The following is a 17,243-nucleotide window of genomic DNA, read 5'->3' on the forward strand; positions in this document are numbered from 1 at the left end:
AAATTTTCTAATTATGATTTCAGCAGTCTATGACGATTCGCGCAAAAATTCTTCAAACCATCCTGTACGCAGTCCTGAAGGTTTCGGGCTGGAAAAAGAAGGTGCTCTGGGAAAACTTGGAGCATGTCCGTCCGGGAATGTTGAATACTCAAAAAAAAGCTTTCTATCAAAAGCTCTTAAAAAACATCACCCGGGACGCTGCGGATTTCATCACCAAGAGCCGTATCTATTCAAAGGAAGATCCTCGTTTTGAAATAGACCCGGCGAGTCTTCCTGTCCTCGAAAAGATGAAAAAGGGTGGGCTGATGTTGACAGCTCACTTCGGAAATTACGAAATCATTGGCCCGTGGCTCGTGCGGATGGGCGTTCCACTTGTAGCAAGTTATGCACATTTGCACCCAAAAATTCTCGATAATTGGGTATATTCACATATAAGGTCTGTGGATAAATATAATTATTCACTTTTTATAAACAATCCTAGAGACATTATCAAAACCCTAGATGCGAATAACTTGTTCTGTCTAATCGCCGATCAAGACTATAGAAAACCTCGTTTTATTCCTGGAAAACTGTTCAGAAAGCTAGTTCACTGCAATCCGATTCCACAATTTATCCTCGAACACCGTCCACAGACACCTGTTTATATCTGTTGGCTGAATTCACAAAACGATAAAAGAATTCTCTCTGCACAAGAAATGACTGCTACAGATGGTGGAGAAATTTTTGATAAATACCATCTATGGTTAGAAAAACAGATAGAAAAATCCCCAGAAGAGTGGTATGGGTGGATACATCGCCGTTATTTATCCACTCAGAAATCCACCGAAATTCAGACAAGCTAAATTAACTATTTATTTGCTTTAAATGATTGAAATTCATCTATTTACAGCAATATTTTGATTTTTACTTTATTTCAAATTGAATTTAATCCACAATAAATCCCAAAATCTTATCTCATTTTTTTTCAAAAAATAATGTTTCACGTGAAACAATGGAGGATAAAATATGGAATGTTGAATGAAAGTGAATTGGACTTTGGGATTAAATGTTGAAAACTACGAGACCGCTCACGGACAAATAAATATACACGCAGCGTCGCAAAACTTTATTCGAAATCCGATTGAAAACTTTTCCACCTATAAAATTACCCAACAGCACAAATAAAATTCCAAATCCATAAGCCAGCCCTACCGCTGGAGTTAAAAATCCGTTATATCCGCGAACTACAGTCATCATAACATTTCCCGAAAACAAGTAAGCTTGCATACAGGCTATATAAACATCTTTATTCGGACAGGAAGCAAGAAAATACAAAACCGCCGGCGGACCCTGCATTGCAAAAAGTCCACCCATTACACCGCTCAAAGTTCCCATGGAAATCTGAGTCGGAAGCGTCGGTTTCAAATGAATTTTTTTATTGAAAAATAAAAAGTAAAAGCTCGCAAAAAACAAAACCAAACCCAGAATCTGCCTAATCGAATGTTCTTCAATGCGAGTCAAATAAAAAATGCAGATAGCGGAAGCCACCATAAAAGTTATCAACAAAGGGAGGAACATCCTCCATACGATGAACTTCCACTTCTGCAAAACGATTAAAATCGAATTCGTTCCTGCCAACAGTCCGGAAAGTGCAGTCGCTTCACCATAACTTGGAAGCAAGAACGGAAAAATCGTCATTACGAATATTCCGAATCCAAAACCTGTCACACGCTGGATAAAACTTCCAGCTAAGCAAAACAGGCAAAGCAAAATAATATTCGCAGGATCCGTCATATTTAGAAGGCATCGCAAATATAACAAAGACTTTTGATAAAGAAAGTTACAAGTATATTATATAGTGTAAGAAAATAAAAAACTATTTTTTTAAGCAATTTCCTTCTTCAATTTTATCATTTCAAAAGAAAGCAATCGTGAGGCGGAATATTCACAATAGGAAAACTCCCGTTTTGAAAAAGGATTTTTTTTCAAAGGCCTAATGGGAAATACCGCTGGACAACCGGTAAAGTTATAAACGATGACCTTATAAATTAAGTTAAACCTCAAATTATGTATATACATTAATCTAAAGGGAAGGGCGGATATAACAATTGAGCATGTAGCGATATGATTGGTTAAAATTTTATAGAATTTTTATAAAGTTTTCAATACTAAATTCACATTTGGAGTACGCACATTTTTCCGTTGAATTCAAAGAAATAGTGGATAACCTCACAGAAAAATTTTATTTTCATCAGAATTATCCACATCATTTTACTCCATAAAATTTTTTTGTTTCACGTGAAACATTTTTTATATTCTTTCTTTAAGAAGGCCTTTATGGTTAAACAAAATTCCAATAACGGGACAACATTACGAACTCTAATTGTCCGGGATAAAACAAAATACAATCGAAAACAGAAACACAAAAAATCCTTCGCAGAAGCGGGGGATTTTTCCTTTATAAAAACTTCCCTTTTATTTTTCACTTTAATCATTTATAAAACAAGAGAACGTTTGCAAACTTGGTTGTCGGCACAGCCGACCCGATCCATTTCGGATATATCTTGTTCAATATAGCACTATACTATTCATGCTACAATATAGATACATACTAGGCGTTCTCAAATAACCACACTTTATTTTCAAAAATTTACATAGTTAGGTAAGGTGGAACCTTTTATATAATTCCCTTTATTTTTTTACATTATTGAAACGATTCTTGGTTGATACTGCAACAAAGACACTTAAACCTAAGCACGAGCTTTACAATGCAATAAAGAAAACTTTTTTTACCGTAAAGTATTTCTTCAAAATGTTTCACGTGAAACATTACCTCAAATAAAACTTTAAACAATCATCCAAAAATCAAAATTTTATAATTTCAAAAAATCCTTTCAAAATCACTTTATCCACATCTTATATTCATAAATCGTAAAACATTTAAATTATCCACTCTTCTTTTCCTTTCATATAATTCTAAATTTTTCACGTGAAACATTACTCAGATTCAAATCAAGAAAAATTGCTCGTTGAATTTCTTTCAGCGAATGGGATTTCCTTATCTGAAAATATTCTTGAAAAACTTTTCGCTTACGTAAATTTGGTAATTATCGGAAATGAAAAAGTAAATCTGATTTCCAAAAATGATATTCCCAAGTTTTTGACTCGCCACATTGCGGATTCTCTTTTCCCGTATATCGTTCTGTCTAAAGCAAATTATTTGAAGCCCGGAATGGTTTGGGCAGACATGGGTGCCGGTGGTGGATGCCCTATTTATCCGCTTGCGATTGTTTGTCCGTATATTCAATTCTATGCATCTGAACCTCGTCACAAGAGAGTTCTCTTTTTGGAAGAAACCAAGAACGCTTTAAAACTCGAAAATCTGACTGTTGTCGGCAAACGTTTTGAAACTTCTAATATCCAAAATTGCGACATCATTTCTTGCAGAGCGCTTTCCCGTTTTGAAGCGGATTATGAAAGAGCTCTTCCGGGCCTCAAAAAAGACGGAATATTTGTGACATTTAAAACTCGTGAAATTGCTCAGGAACTGAAGGACATTCCGAATGTTCATTTAATCGATTACAATCTTCCTCTTGAAACTCAAGAATACTCATTAGTGATCAAAGGAATCTATGGGTAAAGTTATCGCTATTTGTAACCAGAAAGGTGGCGTGGGTAAAACAACTACAGCAATCAACCTTGCTGCCAATTTTGCCGCTTTAGAAAAGAAAACCCTCCTGATCGACATGGACCCGCAGGGGAACGCCTCTCAAGGTTTGGGTTATCTGGAAAGCCAAGAAGAAGACGTGCACGAAGCACTCGAACTGGCAGAAAGTCCAGATGCGATTACAAAAACAGCTCTGAAAAAGTTCGTTTTGAAAACGGACTTGGACTATTTGAACGTCATTACTTCTGGTCCGGACCTTTCCGTAATGGAATTGGAATTGGTGAACGCAATGAGTCGTGAACACCGTCTGAGCCGTATCACGAATGTATTGAAGGAAGAGTTTGAATATATCATTATAGACGCTCCTCCTAGCTTGAACCTTTTGACCTTGAATGTCTTGACCGCAGCCGACAGCGTTTTGATCCCTGTCCAGTGCGAATACTACGCTTTGCAAGGTCTTGCAGAACTTTTCAACACGATCCGTCTTGTTCAGAAAAACTTGAATAATCATTTGAACATCGAAGGCGCACTTCTCACCATGTACGATAACCGCTTGAGCCTTTCCCGCCAGGTAGCAGAAGAAGTTCGCAACGTCATTCCGGAACGTGTTTTCAAAGTCATGATTCCACGCAACGTCAAACTCAGCGAAGCTCCGTCCCACGGAAAACCGGTTATTCTTTATGATGTCAAAAGTGCCGGTGCACAGGCTTATATGAAACTCGCTGAAGAAATCATCAATGGGGTGAAGTAACTATGGGAAAAAAATCGATGGCGCTCGGTCAGGGACTGAGCACAATCATGCAGAGCCACGCTCAAACTTTGAACGATCAGCTCAACCAGGATGAAAACGGAAATACCATCCAGGTTAAAAAAATCAACCTTGACTTGATTGACCCAAACCCGTATCAGCCCCGTACCGAATTCAACGAAGAAGAACTCGTTGAACTCGCAGAAACCATTGAACAGCAAGGGTTGATCCAGCCGATTACAGTTCGAAAATTCAACGGACGTTACCAAATCGTAAGCGGTGAACGCCGTACCCGTGCAGCACGTCTTGCCGGTTGGACGACCATCGACGCTTATGTGCATGAACTCCTTTCCGACAAAAAAATGGCGGAATGGTCTCTCATCGAAAATATCCAGCGTGTGGATTTGAATGCGATCGAAGTCGCTAAGTCCTATGAAAAGCTGATTGAAAATTACGGTTACACCCATGACGATCTCGCAAAGAGCGTGGGCAAGTCCCGTTCGGCAGTCACGAATGCACTCCGTCTTTTAAAGCTCCCGGAACAGGTCCAAGCCTGGATCAGCGAAGGAAAAATTTCCCAGAGCGCAGCCCGTACCTTACTCAGCCCGGAAATTTCCGACCCGGAAGCCGTTGCCCGTGACATCATTGAAAAGGGAATGAACGTCCGAGAAATTGAACAGATTTCCAAGGACAAGAAAAAGGAAAAGGCTCCAAAGGATCCGGCAGTCGAAACTCCTCTCGACCCGAACATCGTTTCTTTCCTCAAAAAAATGGAAGAATTTTTCGGCACGTCCGTCAAACTCCAAAAGGGAAGTGAAAACGCTTCCAAGGGAAAGCTCATCATCGATTACTATTCCTTTGAAGATTTGACCCGCATCCAGGGAAAAATGGAAGGATTGAATTGAAGAACCGATATCACATTATCCAGATCATCCCTTCGGATTCAGGAAAAACTATTTCCTTTAAAATCAGCTCTCTGAAGTGGAAGATTTTTGGAATTTTGATTATCGCCATCTTTTTGATGGGCGGTTTCTTCATCTATAAACTTTCCACCGTCAACGCGATCATCATCAGTTCAAGACAGGTTCACGCCCAGAACGAAATGCTGCTCAAAAAACAGCAGGAATATGAAATGTTTTTCTCGGAATTGGATTCCATTTCCACCATGGAAAAACAGATCAAGAATATTCTAGGCACCTTCTTCGAAACGGATTCTACCAAACTTTCCAAAGTCATCGACAAGAATCGATTTGACTTTACACCGCTTTCCAAGAACCGCTTCAATGCGGAACTTCAAAGCTATACCAACGGCGGAAAATCAGATAACTGGTCCAAAATGCCGAGCATCAACCCGACCATCGGCATCATCAGTAAACAGTTTTCCTCGGAACATACAGGCATTGACATTTCTGCGAAAAACGATGAACCGGTCTTTGCGACTGCAGAAGGAAAAGTTATTTCCGCTGCAAAAACAAAGGATCGCGGATTGCATTTGCAAATCAATCACGGAAATGGTTACATCACCAGTTATTCCCATCTTCAAAAAACCTATGTAAAAAAAGGTGAATTCGTGAAGAAGGGAGAAGCAATCGGGACGGTAGGCTCTTCTGGAAACACAACAGGCCCTCATATCCATTATGAAATCCTGAAGAATAACGTTCCCGTCGATCCAGAACTTTTTATTGAAGAATAAGGAACCTTTTATGGCAAGAGAAAACGACAGTCAGTTTACACAGATCAGCCCTTCCATGTCCATTACCGGGGATCTTACCGGTTCGAGCGATTTGCGCATTGCCGGTAAAATCAAAGGCAATATCGCAACGACAGGCGATGTCGTGATCGAAGAATCAGGGTATGTCGAAGGAACGATCAAAACAAAAAATGCGACGATTGCAGGAAAAGTCAGCGGTGACATTGAATGCAGCGAAAAGGTAGTTCTGGAAGCAAAATCCTTAACCATTGGAAATCTGAAAGCAAAACTCTTAGTCATCCAATGCGGAGCAAAGCTAAAAGGAAACTGCGATGTTTCCGTCGAAACTGAAACCAAGAAGTCTTAACGGACTTCTTTTTTTTATCCACTCTGTCTTTAAATTTTCTTCTTATATATATAAAAGGTATAGGTATTGATAACGTGGATTTGTGGACAAAATGTAAAATTGTGAATATAAGTAATTGATTTTTAAAAAGATATAAAAGAAGTGGATAAGTTTTTTCTTTTGAAAACTCGGGAATCTATCAACAGAATTCAATGTTGAAAACTCGGAAAGGTTAAATTTTCAATATCAATCCCCAGAATGGGCACAAACCGACGTTGAAAGTGAGTTTTCAATAGGTTATCCATCCACATGTTGATAAATTTATTAAATTGTTTTGCATCACATTGAAAGTCAAAGACTTAGAGTTTATATAGCTCTAGGGATTAAACTTTAATTAGATTAAAGGGTATGGAAAAGAGAGCGGGATATTTTCGAATAGGGCAGATTACGGATATCCATCTGATTGTAAAAAACGATCAGGAGGATAGTTTACAGTCCGTCGAAAGCTTTAAGAAAACTTTAGAAGACGCAAAGAAGTTCAATTTGGATCTTCTTGTCTTTAGCGGTGACTTAAGCGAACACAGCTATAGGGAAGAATACGAACTTTTCTTTCGGATGATCCAGGGTTATGACCGTCCCTGGTGCTTTATCACCGGAAACCATGATAATTCGGTAGAAATTTCAAAAATTTCCCCGGTGCCGATGGCATTGAAAGAGGGGAATTATTTTTACAAGAAGGATGTAAACGGTTCCACTATCTTCTTTTTGGACAGTTCTATGGGAATCGTTTCGAAGCAACAGCTCGAATGGCTCGAACAGGAAGCGGCGAAAGAAAAGAAGGAAGTTTTTCTTTTTGTACATCATCCGCCTTGTCATTGTGGACACCTGTTCATGGATTCCCGTTATGCGCTCAAGAATTTGAAGGAAGTCGGGTTTGTTCTTGACCGTATTTCCAATTTGCATGCGATTTTTGTGGGACATTACCATTCTGCGATGGAAGTGGACCGTGGAAATGGCCAGACGGTTTACCTGACTCCTTCGACGCAGATGCAGCTTGATCCGGATTCTGTGGACTTTCACATTTTGAGTACGGTCCCAGGCTGGCGCTACATTGAATATCGGAATGGTAAACTTTTCACAGAATTAAGATATCTTTGATTTTTTTATAAATTTCTAATTATTTTAGGGAATACCCTTGATTTTATTTCAAGACTTAGCTAAATTATTTCAACCCGGCGGTTTAGCTCAGTAGGTAGAGCAACGGAATCATAATCCGTGTGTCTGTGGTTCGACCCCACAAACCGCTACTATTTCCTTGTGGAAGGAGCTCAATATGAATAATAAGCTTTTTGCGTTTTTGTTCTTACTGGCTTCTTCCCTTTTTATATTTGGATGCGGCAGCGATAAAGCCGATGAACTGACTCCGGATCTTCCTGCTAAAACCGCATCGATTGTAACCGCTCCGATTACGGTTCCAAACTTTGTGACTCCGCAGAATTCTTCGATTAACGAGAATAAGGCAAAGCAGTATGTGAATGCCAGTGCAGCGCTTATCCTTCTCGGTGAAGAATGGTCCGAAAAAATTGAGAAGGCCAAAGGCGAAGAAAGGCTCATTATTCTTAAAAACTACGAAAAGGCTCGCGATCAGGTTTGCAGTCGCATCGGTCTTGCAGGCCTCGCTGAATACAACTGGATTACGAATGTGGCCGTCAAAGATTCGAGCAACGCCGACGTCTTTGCAAAAGCAGGCTTGAAGCTTTAAGTTTTCTAAAAAATGGAAAAGAGCATCCGTTACCCTACGGGTGTTTTTTTGTAAGCATTCAAAATGAAGAGCTATTCTTACGTGATTTTTAAAGCAAAAAATAGCCGGGAAAAAAGCCCAGCTATTTTTCAAAACTGTGAACAAATTAAATCTGTTCGAAAGCTTGTTGAATATCCGCGATGATATCGTCTGCATTTTCGATGCCGATGGAAAGACGGATCAGGTCCGGACGAATGCCTGCTTCCATGAGCTGTTCGTCAGAAAGCTGACGGTGGGTGTGGCTTGCAGGGTGAAGCACGCAGCTACGCGCATCGGCTACGTGAGTTACGATGGCGATGAACTTGAGAGAATCCATAAATTTGATGGATTCTTCACGACCACCCTTGATGCCAAAGGCCATTACGCCGCAAGGAATACCTCCCTTGAACTGCTTCTGGGCAAGAGCGTGTTCCGGATTGCTTTCGAGGCCGGCAAAGTTCACCCAGGCAACCTTCGGATGGTTTTCGAGGAACTTGGCAACCTTCAAAGCGTTTTCGCAATGCTTTGGCATACGGAGAGCGAGAGTTTCGATACCCGTATTCAGAAGGAATGCGTTCTGCGGAGACTGGATGCTGCCGAAGTCGCGCATGAGCTGAGCCGTCGCCTTCACAATGTAAGCCTTCTTGCCGAAAGCCTTGCTGTATGCGAGGCCGTGGTAAGACGGATCCGGTTCAGTCAATCCCGGGAACTTGTCGTGATGAGCTTCCCAGTCAAAATTACCGCTATCGATGATAGCGCCGCCGACGGTCATGGCGTGACCATCGAGATACTTGGTGGTGGAGTGCGTTACAATGTCTGCGCCATACTGGAACGGCTTGCAGAGAACCGGAGTGGCGAACGTGTTGTCTATGATGAACGGAACGCCGTGCTTATGAGCTATATCCGCAAACTTCTTGATGTCCGTGATATGGCAGGTCGGGTTAGAAATCGTTTCGCCGAAGAAAGCCTTGGTGTTCGGGCGGAAAGCTTTGCCGATTTCTTCTTCGCTAGCGTTCGGATCGACGAATGTAACTTCGATGCCGAGTTTTTTCATGGTCACTGCAAAAAGGTTGTAAGTACCACCGTAGATAGTGGAAGAGCTTACGAAGTGATCGCCACTTTCGCAAATGTTGAAAATGGCGAAAAAGTTTGCAGCTTGACCTGAGCTCGTGAGCATGCCTGCGACACCGCCTTCGAGTTCCGTGATCTTTGCAGCGACGAAATCGTTTGTCGGGTTCTGGAGCCGAGTGTAGAAGTAACCGTCCGCCTTGAGGTCGAACAGGTCGGCCATCTGATCGCTTGTGTCGTACTTGAAAGTGGTGCTCTGGTAAATCGGGAGAATACGCGGTTCACCCTTCTTCGGTTTCCAGCCACCTTGAACACATACGGTTTGGTCATCAAGATTCTGCATGTCAGATACTTCCTTTTGCATAGATGTAAATTTACGCTATAGATAGAATTTATCTATTTAGCGAGGCTTTTCTATTAAAAATCTAGCAAAGTGTGGGTTATTTGTTCAAGAGGTAACGTGTACTGCGCCCGCGTCCGTTGGACTTGAGAAGCACCTTCTTTTGAACGAGACCGTTTAAGTCCCGCAAAGCGGAATCGTGCGAAATTTCGGCAAGGCTTGCCCATTCCGAAGAAGAAATCGGATGTTTCGGATTTTTGCGCAGCTGCCCGACGAGTTTCTGTTCGCGTTCGCTCAAAGCGATTCCGCTAATCGAAAGCTGCTGTTTGGTATCTTCAAACTGCGTTGTCATTTTTTGAGAAGTTTTGGCGAGCGCTTCCTGCATTTTTTCTAGGAACCAAAGGATCCAACTGGTGATTTCCCCATTCGAAGTCTGTGCTTTGTATAGGGCTTCAAAATAAGAATCCTTATTTTCGAGAAGAGTTTCGTTAAAAGTGTAATAGCAACGAGAAGTGTTTTCGCTTTGCGCAAGGAGCATTTCGGAAAGCAGTCGCGCCAAGGCTCCATTCCCGGAATCAAAAGGACGGATTGTGACAAAGTGAAAATGGACAATTGCCGCCTTTAACACAGAATCAGTCGAATCTTCGTTAAAGTATTGGATAAACTTTGCGACTTCACGCGGAATGCGTTCGCTTGAAACGCCTTTGAATCCGCGGAGAATCTGGGAATGATAAAGTTCGCCGCTTTCTCGAAAATGTCCGCCTCCCGGAACGAGCGAAGCGTGCAAGGCGAGCAAACGCTTTTCGGTCATCGGCAAGGCATAGTTGCGCACCGCGGATTTGAAAACTTCGGGAACTTCGAAGCGGCCATCGATGCGAACAAGTGCCTCGAAATCCTTTTGGCTCAAGGATTCGGCGAGTTCTTTTGATGCGGCAAAGGAAGCTTTTCCCTGGAGCAGGCCCTGTAAAAATCTCACTTGGCAAAGCGGATTGATAATCTTTGAACGGAGATATCTAAAGTTCGTCCAGTCGGGATATTGATGAATAAAAAGCATATCTGTAATATAGAATAGGAAATTGCGTATGTCATCTATTTAACGCATAATTTGCGTAGAAATTAAAAAAAGGAAAAGACGTCTGTAATTGATAGGTGGATTTAATTGAATAACTTTACATAGAAGAGGAAGATTTTGAGCAAATTCGACTCATTAAAAATTGTTGTTTTTTTATTTATTTAATTAAAAATCAATAGCTTAGATATAAATAACGCAAAATATGCGTCTAAAATAAGGGTTTTAAAGAAAGTTTTGATTTTACCGTTGGATTCGCCAAAAACGAATGCTAACTTATGAAAAAAAACGTTTAGTGAAAAAAGGAATACAAAATGTACTACCCGTCTATTAAAGTTCTCGACTGCACCATCCGCGATGGTGGCCTTGTCAACAAGCACGACTTTAGCTTGGAATTCGTCCGTCGTCTTTTCCAGCTTCTCACCGCTGCAGGCGTCGACTATATGGAAATGGGTTATAAGAACTCTCCGGAACTCTTCGACGCGAAGGAATACGGTCCGTGGAAGTTCTGCGAAGACGATCTTCTTTGGAAGGTGCGTGACGGAATCGATAGCAACCTCAAGATGGCTGTGATGGCTGACGTAGGCCGTGTGAATCTCGCCGCTATCAAGCCTGCTTCCGAATCCCCGTACCAGATGTTCCGCGTGGCAAGCTACGTGAAGAACATCGACAAGGGTATCGAACTTGTCAATACATTCCACGATATGGGCTATGAAACGACTTTGAACATCATGGCCGTAAGCCGAGACCGAGGTCCTGAACTCGACGAAGCTCTCGACCAGGTGGAAAACGAATGCAAGGCAGACGTCCTTTACCTCGTGGATTCCTTCGGTCACTTCTACCAGGAAGATATTGACCAGTGCATCAATCGCTATCGTCAGCATGTGAAGTCGAAGAAGTTTGGTTTCCATGGTCACAACAACCAGCAGCTCGCTTTCAGCAACACGATCCAGGCTGTCATCGACCACGTCGATTACCTCGACTGCACAGTCACCGGCATGGGCCGTGGCGCTGGTAACTGTACCACGGAACTTCTCCTCTCCTTCCTCAAGAATCCGAAGTTCGACGTTCGTCCGATTCTCGAAGCGATTACCGAACTCTTCGTTCCGCTCCGTCAAAAATACGAATGGGGTTACATCATTCCGCAGATGATCACCGGTTCCTTGAATCTTCATCCGTCGTCTGCTATTGAATTCCGCAAGGGTGCAGAAAAGGATAACTACCGCAAGTTCTACGAAATGATGCAGAACGAAATCAACATTTAAGCGTTTTAGCTTTTATGGATAACTGACTTCCAAATGCCGGGCAGCACTGCCCGGCATTTTCTATCTTTTGCGCCGTGAACGAAAAAGCTTATTTCCCTGCGATTGACGGTCTGCGCCTTTTGGCATCGATCAATATTGTGATGCTGCACTTGGCGTCGTCTTCGGCTCTTGGCTATATGTCGAACTGGGGATACGTTTTTCCGATTATTACGGCGCCTGCGTTTGCGGCGGGCCTTTTCTTTATTCTCGCAGGATTTTTGTTCGCTTCCAAGTTCAACGATCCGGACCGTCGGATGTCTGTGATTCCATTCATGTTTGCGCGCATTGCAAAGCTTTACCGTTGCCACTTTGTAATGACGCTTTTGATGTTTGCCGCCACTCTTTTTAAGCTGAGCCATTGGACGCATATCCCCGCCTGGGGAGAATGGATGGATTGCATTTCGACGGGTCTTGGGAACATGTTCCATCCGATCCGTTCTTTAGTTATGCACCTGACTTTGACGTGGTCGCTCTTTCCTCAGCAGGGAATGAAACTGAATGAACCGAGCTGGTCGCTCACCGCATTCTTCATTTGCTATGCGATTACGCCTTTCTGTGCGCGTCAACTGGCGAAGATTTCTGACAAGAAAACGCTCTGGATTTTGTGCGGTCTTGTATTTTTGCCGGGAATTGCTTGGGGTATTTTCTTTGAACATGCGGGATTCCTTGGGGAATTTCCGCTGCTCGGAAATTTTGCGAACTACGATTTGCGTTACCAGTATTTTCACATGTTCCCGCTGGTGCGCATTTTCGAATACCTCTTTGGCATGATTCTTTTCCGGTTGTACCGCTCGGGTGCATTCGACTTTTTGCAGAAGAATTACCTCGCCGGCATTTTGCAGATTTTCCTTCTTGTTATTTTGTATGTAAGCCTCTTTACGATGAAATCGAATTCCGTCGCCTGGAATTTCATTTGTCATCACACGGTGGCCGTAATGATCTACGGCGGACTGATCATTAGCATCACGACTTCCAAAGGCTGGCTCTGCAAAATTTTCTGCGTCCCGATCATCCGTTCTGTCGGTCGTGCTTCTTTCTATCCGTATTTGATTCATCTTCCGTTGATTACGATCGCCTGGTCGTTCTGCAACATGAACAAGCCTCTTTCGACGGTCGTATTCCTTGTCTTTATCTATACGATTAGCACCTTGTACCAAAAACATAAAGATCATCTGCATCGCTCGAAAAAGCAGGCGCATTCTCTTCCGCCGCAGAAATAAGAAAAAAATCCAAAAAATTTTCAAAATTTTGAAATTTTGCAAGTCGTTGATTTCAAACTGTTTGCAAAATCTGTACTCCGTTTATCCACATTTGACAGTTCCCAACTGTGAGTTTCCTCACTTGAGAAAACGGGAATATGTGAACTATTTTTTTTTTCGCGGGTCATGGAGAGTAAGACTCTTCAGGAAGGTTTGAATGAGGGAATTTAGTTTTTTACTTGCAGTCGTTTTGACGACGCTGGCCGTGATTTCTTGTGCAGGCGAGAATGCGGTGAGCGGCGAAAGAACGATTACGGTGGAAGAAAATTCTCCGGTTGCTGCGCTTAGCTCTTCAAAGTTTTTTTACCACGCAAAGAGCGCGTACGAGATAGACATGGAGAAGTCGATGCTCGTCACGTATGAACCTGTCTGCAGGGAGCAGGGGGATTCTCTTTACTGGTCTTTGAAGGGTGAAAAGCGCATAGCTACATACAAGTTCCACAGCCAGCAGAAAAAAGTGAGTTTGGACTTTGGCAAGGAAAAGCATTCCTTGCATTACGAAGGAAATGTTTTCCCGTTCGGCAAGTGGAAGGATACCGCTTCGACAGACGGTGTCGTGAAAGGCTTTGCCTTGGACGATGCAGGCGTGATTTCCCGTTCGAGTTTCTTTGAAACCTCTTGTGCGATTTCCAATTTGAAGAGCTTCCGCTTTTTTGAAACCTTCTTTGGCGATGGGAATTTCACAGCGGAAGATTGCGAGGTGGCAATTTCTTCCCACGGCTATGCGGTAAAGGTGGAAAATGTCGTAGAAAATGAAATCGATATTTTGGTTTTGAAAGATAAAGAACGTTGTGCCCTTTCGCTTTCTCCCCGTTTTGCGGTAAACAAGTCCGATTGCGAAGCCGCCTATGCGGAATATAAACAGGGAAATGGCGGTGAAGCGTTTTCTTTTGAGGATTACAATCTTGAAATTTCCGGTGATACGGAATGCTTTGTGAATCTGATGAAGTCTCTATAGTCCGCATGAAGGTTAATTTTTGAAAACGGCTTGAAAAGGTGGCTGAAACCGGTGAATGGTAGGTCGCCTTTTTCGTTTTTGTTAAATTTGAACGGTAATTTCAAAAAGGATTTGAACATCTATGAGCATTTTGGATTCTCTCCTCCATAAGGTTTTCGGTACTCCGCACGAGCGCAAGGTGAAGTCGCTCCGTCCGGTTATCGCGCAGATTCACGAAGCGCGCAAAAAACTGGAAGTTTTGGACGATAAGGATCTCGCTGCAAAGTCGGCAGAATTCCGCGAAGCGTTGAACAACGGAAAGACCCTGGAGGACATCAAAGTAGAAGCCTTTGCAGTTTGCCAGGAAGCTTGCGACCGCCGTCTCGGTATTTTCAACATTTTCAAGCCGAAGTTTGAATTTGATTTCGCCACTCTCGGAAATGATCCGGAAATTCTTTCCGCTGTGGAAGCGGCCAAGGCGGATCTCGCAGCGGGCAAGCCGGAATGGGAAATCTTTATGCCGGCAAAGTTCTATGCCAAGGTGCGTGAACTTTATCCGGAATCTGTGAAGCCGTTCCGTATGCTTCCGTTCGATGTGCAGCTCATTGGCGGTCTCGTTTTGCATGAAGGCGCTATCGCTGAAATGGCGACGGGTGAAGGTAAGACCTTGGCAGCTGTCTGCCCGGTGTACCTGAACGGTCTTTCGGGTAAGGGCGTGCACGTGGTGACGGTGAACGATTACCTCGCCGGTCGTGACGCAGAACAGATGGGCTACGTTTACAAGTTCCTCGGTTTGACCGTGGGCTTGATTGTTCACGATCTGACTTCGGAACAGCGCCGCATCAGCTACAACTCCGATGTGACGTACGGTACGAACAACGAATTCGGCTTCGACTATCTCCGTGACAACATGGCTGTGGATCCGAAGGATGTCGTTCAGCGCGAACCGAACTTCTGCATTGTTGACGAAGTGGACTCCATTTTGATCGATGAAGCACGTACGCCGCTCATCATCAGCGGTCCTGCAGAAGATGCGACGGACAAGTATCAGAAGGCTCGTGAACTCGTTTCGCAGCTCGTGCGCGGCAAGGATTACACGGTTGACGAAAAGGACAAGCTCGTTCAGCTGACCGAACGCGGTACGAACCACGTGGAGCAGCTTATGGGCTTCACGAACCTTTACGGCGAACATGCAGAATGGGTTCACTTCATTCAGCAGGCCTTGAAGGCGGAAAACCTCTTTATCCGCGACCGCGACTACATTGTGCGCGACGGCGAAGTGGTGATTGTAGATGAAAACACGGGCCGCTTGATGGAAGGCCGTCGCTACTCCGACGGTATCCATCAGTCCATCGAAGCGAAGGAAGGCGTGCAGATTCGTCGCGAAAACCAGACGCTCGCAACGATCACGTTCCAGAACTACTTCCGCATGTACAAGAAGCTTTCCGGTATGACCGGTACTGCCGAAACGGAAGCAACGGAATTCATCAAGATTTATAATATGAACACGTGGGTCATTCCCACGAACAAGCCTTGCATCCGTAAGGATATGCAGGACATGGTTTACAAGACCGAAGACGCGAAGTGGAAAGCGATCGTCGCCGAAATCAAGAAGCGTCATGAACTCGGTCAGCCGATTCTTGTCGGTACCGCCTCGGTGGAACGTTCCGAAAAGATGCACCAGTTGCTTTTGAAGGAAGGCATTCCGCACGATGTGTTGAACGCAAAAAATCACAGTCGCGAAGCGGAAATCATCCAGTACGCGGGTTACAAGGGCAAGGTCACGGTGGCGACGAACATGGCTGGTCGTGGTACGGACATCGTTCTTGGACCGGGCGTTCGTGAGCTTGGCGGTTTGCACGTGCTCGGTACGGAACGTCACGAAAGCCGTCGTATCGATAACCAGTTGCGCGGTCGTTCCGGCCGTCAGGGAGACCCGGGTTCTTCCCAGTACTTCCTTTCTTTAGACGATGACCTGATGCGCATCTTCGGCGGTAGCAATGTCAAGCAGTTGATGGACCGCTTTGGAGTCGGCGATGACGAAGTGATTACGCACCCGATCGTTTCCCGTTCGATCCGTGGCGCCCAGAAGCGCGTGGAAAGCCAGAGCTTCGATACCCGTAAGTATTTGCTCGACTACGATAATGTGATGAACGAACAGCGTAAGGTGATTTACGGTTTGCGTCGTCGCATTCTGAACGGCGACGATATCCGCAGCGATATTTGGGCAAACGTTCAGGACGCTTGCGATATCAAGGTCTCCCAGTTTGTTTCCAAGGATCGCTTTGCCGATGAATGGAATTGGGAAGGTCTTTCGACCGCTGTCAAGTTGAGCTTTGCTGTCGAATACAATCCGAGCGAAGAAGAACGCGCTCAGAAGTCTGCCGACCAGGTTCTCGACGACGTCATCGAACTTTGCCAGAAGAAGTACGACAAGCTCGTGGAAATCATTCCGGAAAATGATTTCCGCAATATCGAACGTCGCATCTTCCTCTACACGATTGACCAGCATTGGAAGGAAAACCTTTACGCAATGGACCAGCTGAAGGACGCTATCCGCTACCAGGGTTACGCCCAGAAGGATCCGCTGGTGATGTACAAGAACCAGGCGTTCACCACGTTCCAGAACTGTCTCGAAACGATCGCAACGCTCACCGCTCAGCGCATCTTGAACATTCGCATTCAGCTCGGTAACGGCATTTCCGTTGCACCGGAACAGATCCAGAAGGTAAACCGTCCGGCTCCGCAGAACGCAGAAAACGCACTGTCCGCTCAGCCGACCGAAGCCGCCAAGGTTCCTTCCCAAGATGCTTCGACCGCAGAACAGCCGGCGGAAGAAGCTCCGAAGGCCGTGGATCCGGTGCCGGAAGCGCCGACTTCGAGCGCGATTCCGAGTTCCGCACTTCCGGGCACGCGTCCGCAGACTCTGCGCCGTCGCACGATCCCGGGTGCCCAGGTGAAGAGCGCAGGTCCAAAGCTTGGACGTAACGATCTTTGCTGGTGCGGTTCGGGTCTCAAGTACAAGAAGTGCCACGGTAAGAATCTCGATTAATTTC

General features: G+C 44.2%; 15 protein-coding genes and 1 tRNA gene. 13 read left to right on the top strand and 3 right to left on the bottom strand.

The annotated features are described in order from the left end of the window. Window positions 1–29: 29 nt before the first annotated feature. Window positions 30–842: a lysophospholipid acyltransferase family protein gene (locus MR847_RS06990; protein WP_287723330.1), complete on the top strand. Its 813-nt coding sequence runs from the start codon at window positions 30–32 to the stop codon at window positions 840–842. A 199-nt stretch (window positions 843–1,041) separates the two neighbouring features. Here the strand turns inward: MR847_RS06990 and MR847_RS06995 are convergent, their stop codons facing one another. After that, on the bottom strand, window positions 1,042–1,773 hold the full coding sequence (locus tag MR847_RS06995; RefSeq protein WP_287723331.1) for a sulfite exporter TauE/SafE family protein: 732 nt from the start codon (window positions 1,771–1,773) through the stop codon (window positions 1,042–1,044). A 1,195-nt stretch (window positions 1,774–2,968) separates the two neighbouring features. Here MR847_RS06995 and rsmG point away from each other — a divergent pair. From rsmG to MR847_RS07035, 8 genes are all read left to right on the top strand, one after another. Further along, window positions 2,969–3,619, top strand: coding sequence for a 16S rRNA (guanine(527)-N(7))-methyltransferase RsmG (gene rsmG / locus MR847_RS07000; protein WP_287723333.1), 651 nt, complete (start codon window positions 2,969–2,971; stop codon window positions 3,617–3,619). Then, the gene (locus MR847_RS07005) at window positions 3,612–4,397 is read left to right on the top strand and encodes a ParA family protein (RefSeq protein WP_100425311.1); all 786 of its coding nucleotides are present in this window, start codon (window positions 3,612–3,614) and stop codon (window positions 4,395–4,397) included. The genes rsmG and MR847_RS07005 overlap by 8 nt, the downstream gene beginning before the upstream one ends. Before the next feature lie 2 nt (window positions 4,398–4,399). After that, on the top strand, window positions 4,400–5,299 hold the full coding sequence (locus MR847_RS07010) for a ParB/RepB/Spo0J family partition protein (protein WP_287723335.1): 900 nt from the start codon (window positions 4,400–4,402) through the stop codon (window positions 5,297–5,299). After that, the gene (locus MR847_RS07015) at window positions 5,296–6,087 is read left to right on the top strand and encodes a M23 family metallopeptidase (RefSeq protein WP_106519255.1); all 792 of its coding nucleotides are present in this window, start codon (window positions 5,296–5,298) and stop codon (window positions 6,085–6,087) included. Before MR847_RS07010 ends, MR847_RS07015 begins: the two co-directional genes overlap by 4 nt. A 10-nt stretch (window positions 6,088–6,097) precedes the next feature. Next, on the top strand, window positions 6,098–6,451 hold the full coding sequence (locus MR847_RS07020; RefSeq protein WP_277000247.1) for a bactofilin family protein: 354 nt from the start codon (window positions 6,098–6,100) through the stop codon (window positions 6,449–6,451). A gap of 387 nt (window positions 6,452–6,838) precedes the next feature. Next, window positions 6,839–7,588 (top strand): metallophosphoesterase family protein, encoded by a 750-nt coding sequence (locus tag MR847_RS07025; RefSeq protein WP_287723336.1) that lies wholly within the window; start codon window positions 6,839–6,841, stop codon window positions 7,586–7,588. 76 nt (window positions 7,589–7,664) lie between these two features. Continuing rightward, window positions 7,665–7,737, top strand: a tRNA-Met gene (locus MR847_RS07030). 26 nt (window positions 7,738–7,763) lie between these two features. Next, window positions 7,764–8,192, top strand: coding sequence for a hypothetical protein (locus tag MR847_RS07035; RefSeq protein ID WP_277000242.1), 429 nt, complete (start codon window positions 7,764–7,766; stop codon window positions 8,190–8,192). 145 nt (window positions 8,193–8,337) lie between these two features. Here the strand turns inward: MR847_RS07035 and MR847_RS07040 are convergent, their stop codons facing one another. Then, entirely contained in the window at window positions 8,338–9,621 is a 1,284-nt protein-coding gene (locus MR847_RS07040) for an O-acetylhomoserine aminocarboxypropyltransferase/cysteine synthase family protein (RefSeq protein ID WP_277000293.1), read from the bottom strand. A 97-nt stretch (window positions 9,622–9,718) separates the two neighbouring features. Continuing rightward, window positions 9,719–10,672: a Fic family protein gene (locus MR847_RS07045; protein ID WP_277000239.1), complete on the bottom strand. Its 954-nt coding sequence runs from the start codon at window positions 10,670–10,672 to the stop codon at window positions 9,719–9,721. Window positions 10,673–11,001: 329 nt separating this feature from the next. Between MR847_RS07045 and MR847_RS07050 the strand changes: the two genes are divergently transcribed. The 4 genes from MR847_RS07050 (at window position 11,002) to secA (ending at window position 17,239) form a co-directional block, all read left to right on the top strand. Further along, the gene (locus MR847_RS07050; RefSeq protein WP_100425321.1) at window positions 11,002–11,952 is read left to right on the top strand and encodes an aldolase catalytic domain-containing protein; all 951 of its coding nucleotides are present in this window, start codon (window positions 11,002–11,004) and stop codon (window positions 11,950–11,952) included. Between the two features lie 74 nt (window positions 11,953–12,026). Further along, entirely contained in the window at window positions 12,027–13,211 is a 1,185-nt protein-coding gene (locus tag MR847_RS07055; protein WP_287723339.1) for an acyltransferase family protein, read from the top strand. A 196-nt stretch (window positions 13,212–13,407) separates the two neighbouring features. Further along, window positions 13,408–14,208 carry a hypothetical protein gene (locus MR847_RS07060; RefSeq protein ID WP_100425322.1) on the top strand — a complete coding sequence of 267 codons (801 nt, stop codon included), beginning with the start codon at window positions 13,408–13,410 and terminating at the stop codon, window positions 14,206–14,208. Between the two features lie 121 nt (window positions 14,209–14,329). Continuing rightward, complete coding sequence (gene secA / locus MR847_RS07065) at window positions 14,330–17,239, top strand: preprotein translocase subunit SecA (RefSeq protein ID WP_287723340.1); 2,910 nt, start codon at window positions 14,330–14,332, stop codon at window positions 17,237–17,239. The last annotated feature ends 4 nt before the right edge of the window (window positions 17,240–17,243 follow it).

It is taken from the genome of Hallerella sp. (genome assembly GCF_022776125.1).
GTDB classification, from domain to species: domain Bacteria; phylum Fibrobacterota; class Fibrobacteria; order Fibrobacterales; family Fibrobacteraceae; genus Hallerella; species Hallerella succinigenes.

Excerpts from the sequence above, each read along its gene's own strand:
- MR847_RS07005 (WP_100425311.1), top strand. The coding sequence starts at position 3,612 with ATGGGTAAAGTTATCGCTATTTGTAACCAGAAAGGTGGCGTGGGTAAA.
- MR847_RS07050 (WP_100425321.1), top strand. The coding sequence starts at position 11,002 with ATGTACTACCCGTCTATTAAAGTTCTCGACTGCACCATCCGCGATGGT.
- MR847_RS06995 (WP_287723331.1), bottom strand. The coding sequence starts at position 1,773 with ATGACGGATCCTGCGAATATTATTTTGCTTTGCCTGTTTTGCTTAGCT.
- MR847_RS07020 (WP_277000247.1), top strand. The coding sequence starts at position 6,098 with ATGGCAAGAGAAAACGACAGTCAGTTTACACAGATCAGCCCTTCCATG.
- MR847_RS06990 (WP_287723330.1), top strand. The coding sequence starts at position 30 with ATGACGATTCGCGCAAAAATTCTTCAAACCATCCTGTACGCAGTCCTG.
- MR847_RS07060 (WP_100425322.1), top strand. The coding sequence starts at position 13,408 with ATGAGGGAATTTAGTTTTTTACTTGCAGTCGTTTTGACGACGCTGGCC.
- secA (WP_287723340.1), top strand. The coding sequence starts at position 14,330 with ATGAGCATTTTGGATTCTCTCCTCCATAAGGTTTTCGGTACTCCGCAC.
- MR847_RS07010 (WP_287723335.1), top strand. The coding sequence starts at position 4,400 with ATGGGAAAAAAATCGATGGCGCTCGGTCAGGGACTGAGCACAATCATG.
- MR847_RS07045 (WP_277000239.1), bottom strand. The coding sequence starts at position 10,672 with ATGCTTTTTATTCATCAATATCCCGACTGGACGAACTTTAGATATCTC.
- MR847_RS07025 (WP_287723336.1), top strand. The coding sequence starts at position 6,839 with ATGGAAAAGAGAGCGGGATATTTTCGAATAGGGCAGATTACGGATATC.
- MR847_RS07035 (WP_277000242.1), top strand. The coding sequence starts at position 7,764 with ATGAATAATAAGCTTTTTGCGTTTTTGTTCTTACTGGCTTCTTCCCTT.
- MR847_RS07040 (WP_277000293.1), bottom strand. The coding sequence starts at position 9,621 with ATGCAGAATCTTGATGACCAAACCGTATGTGTTCAAGGTGGCTGGAAA.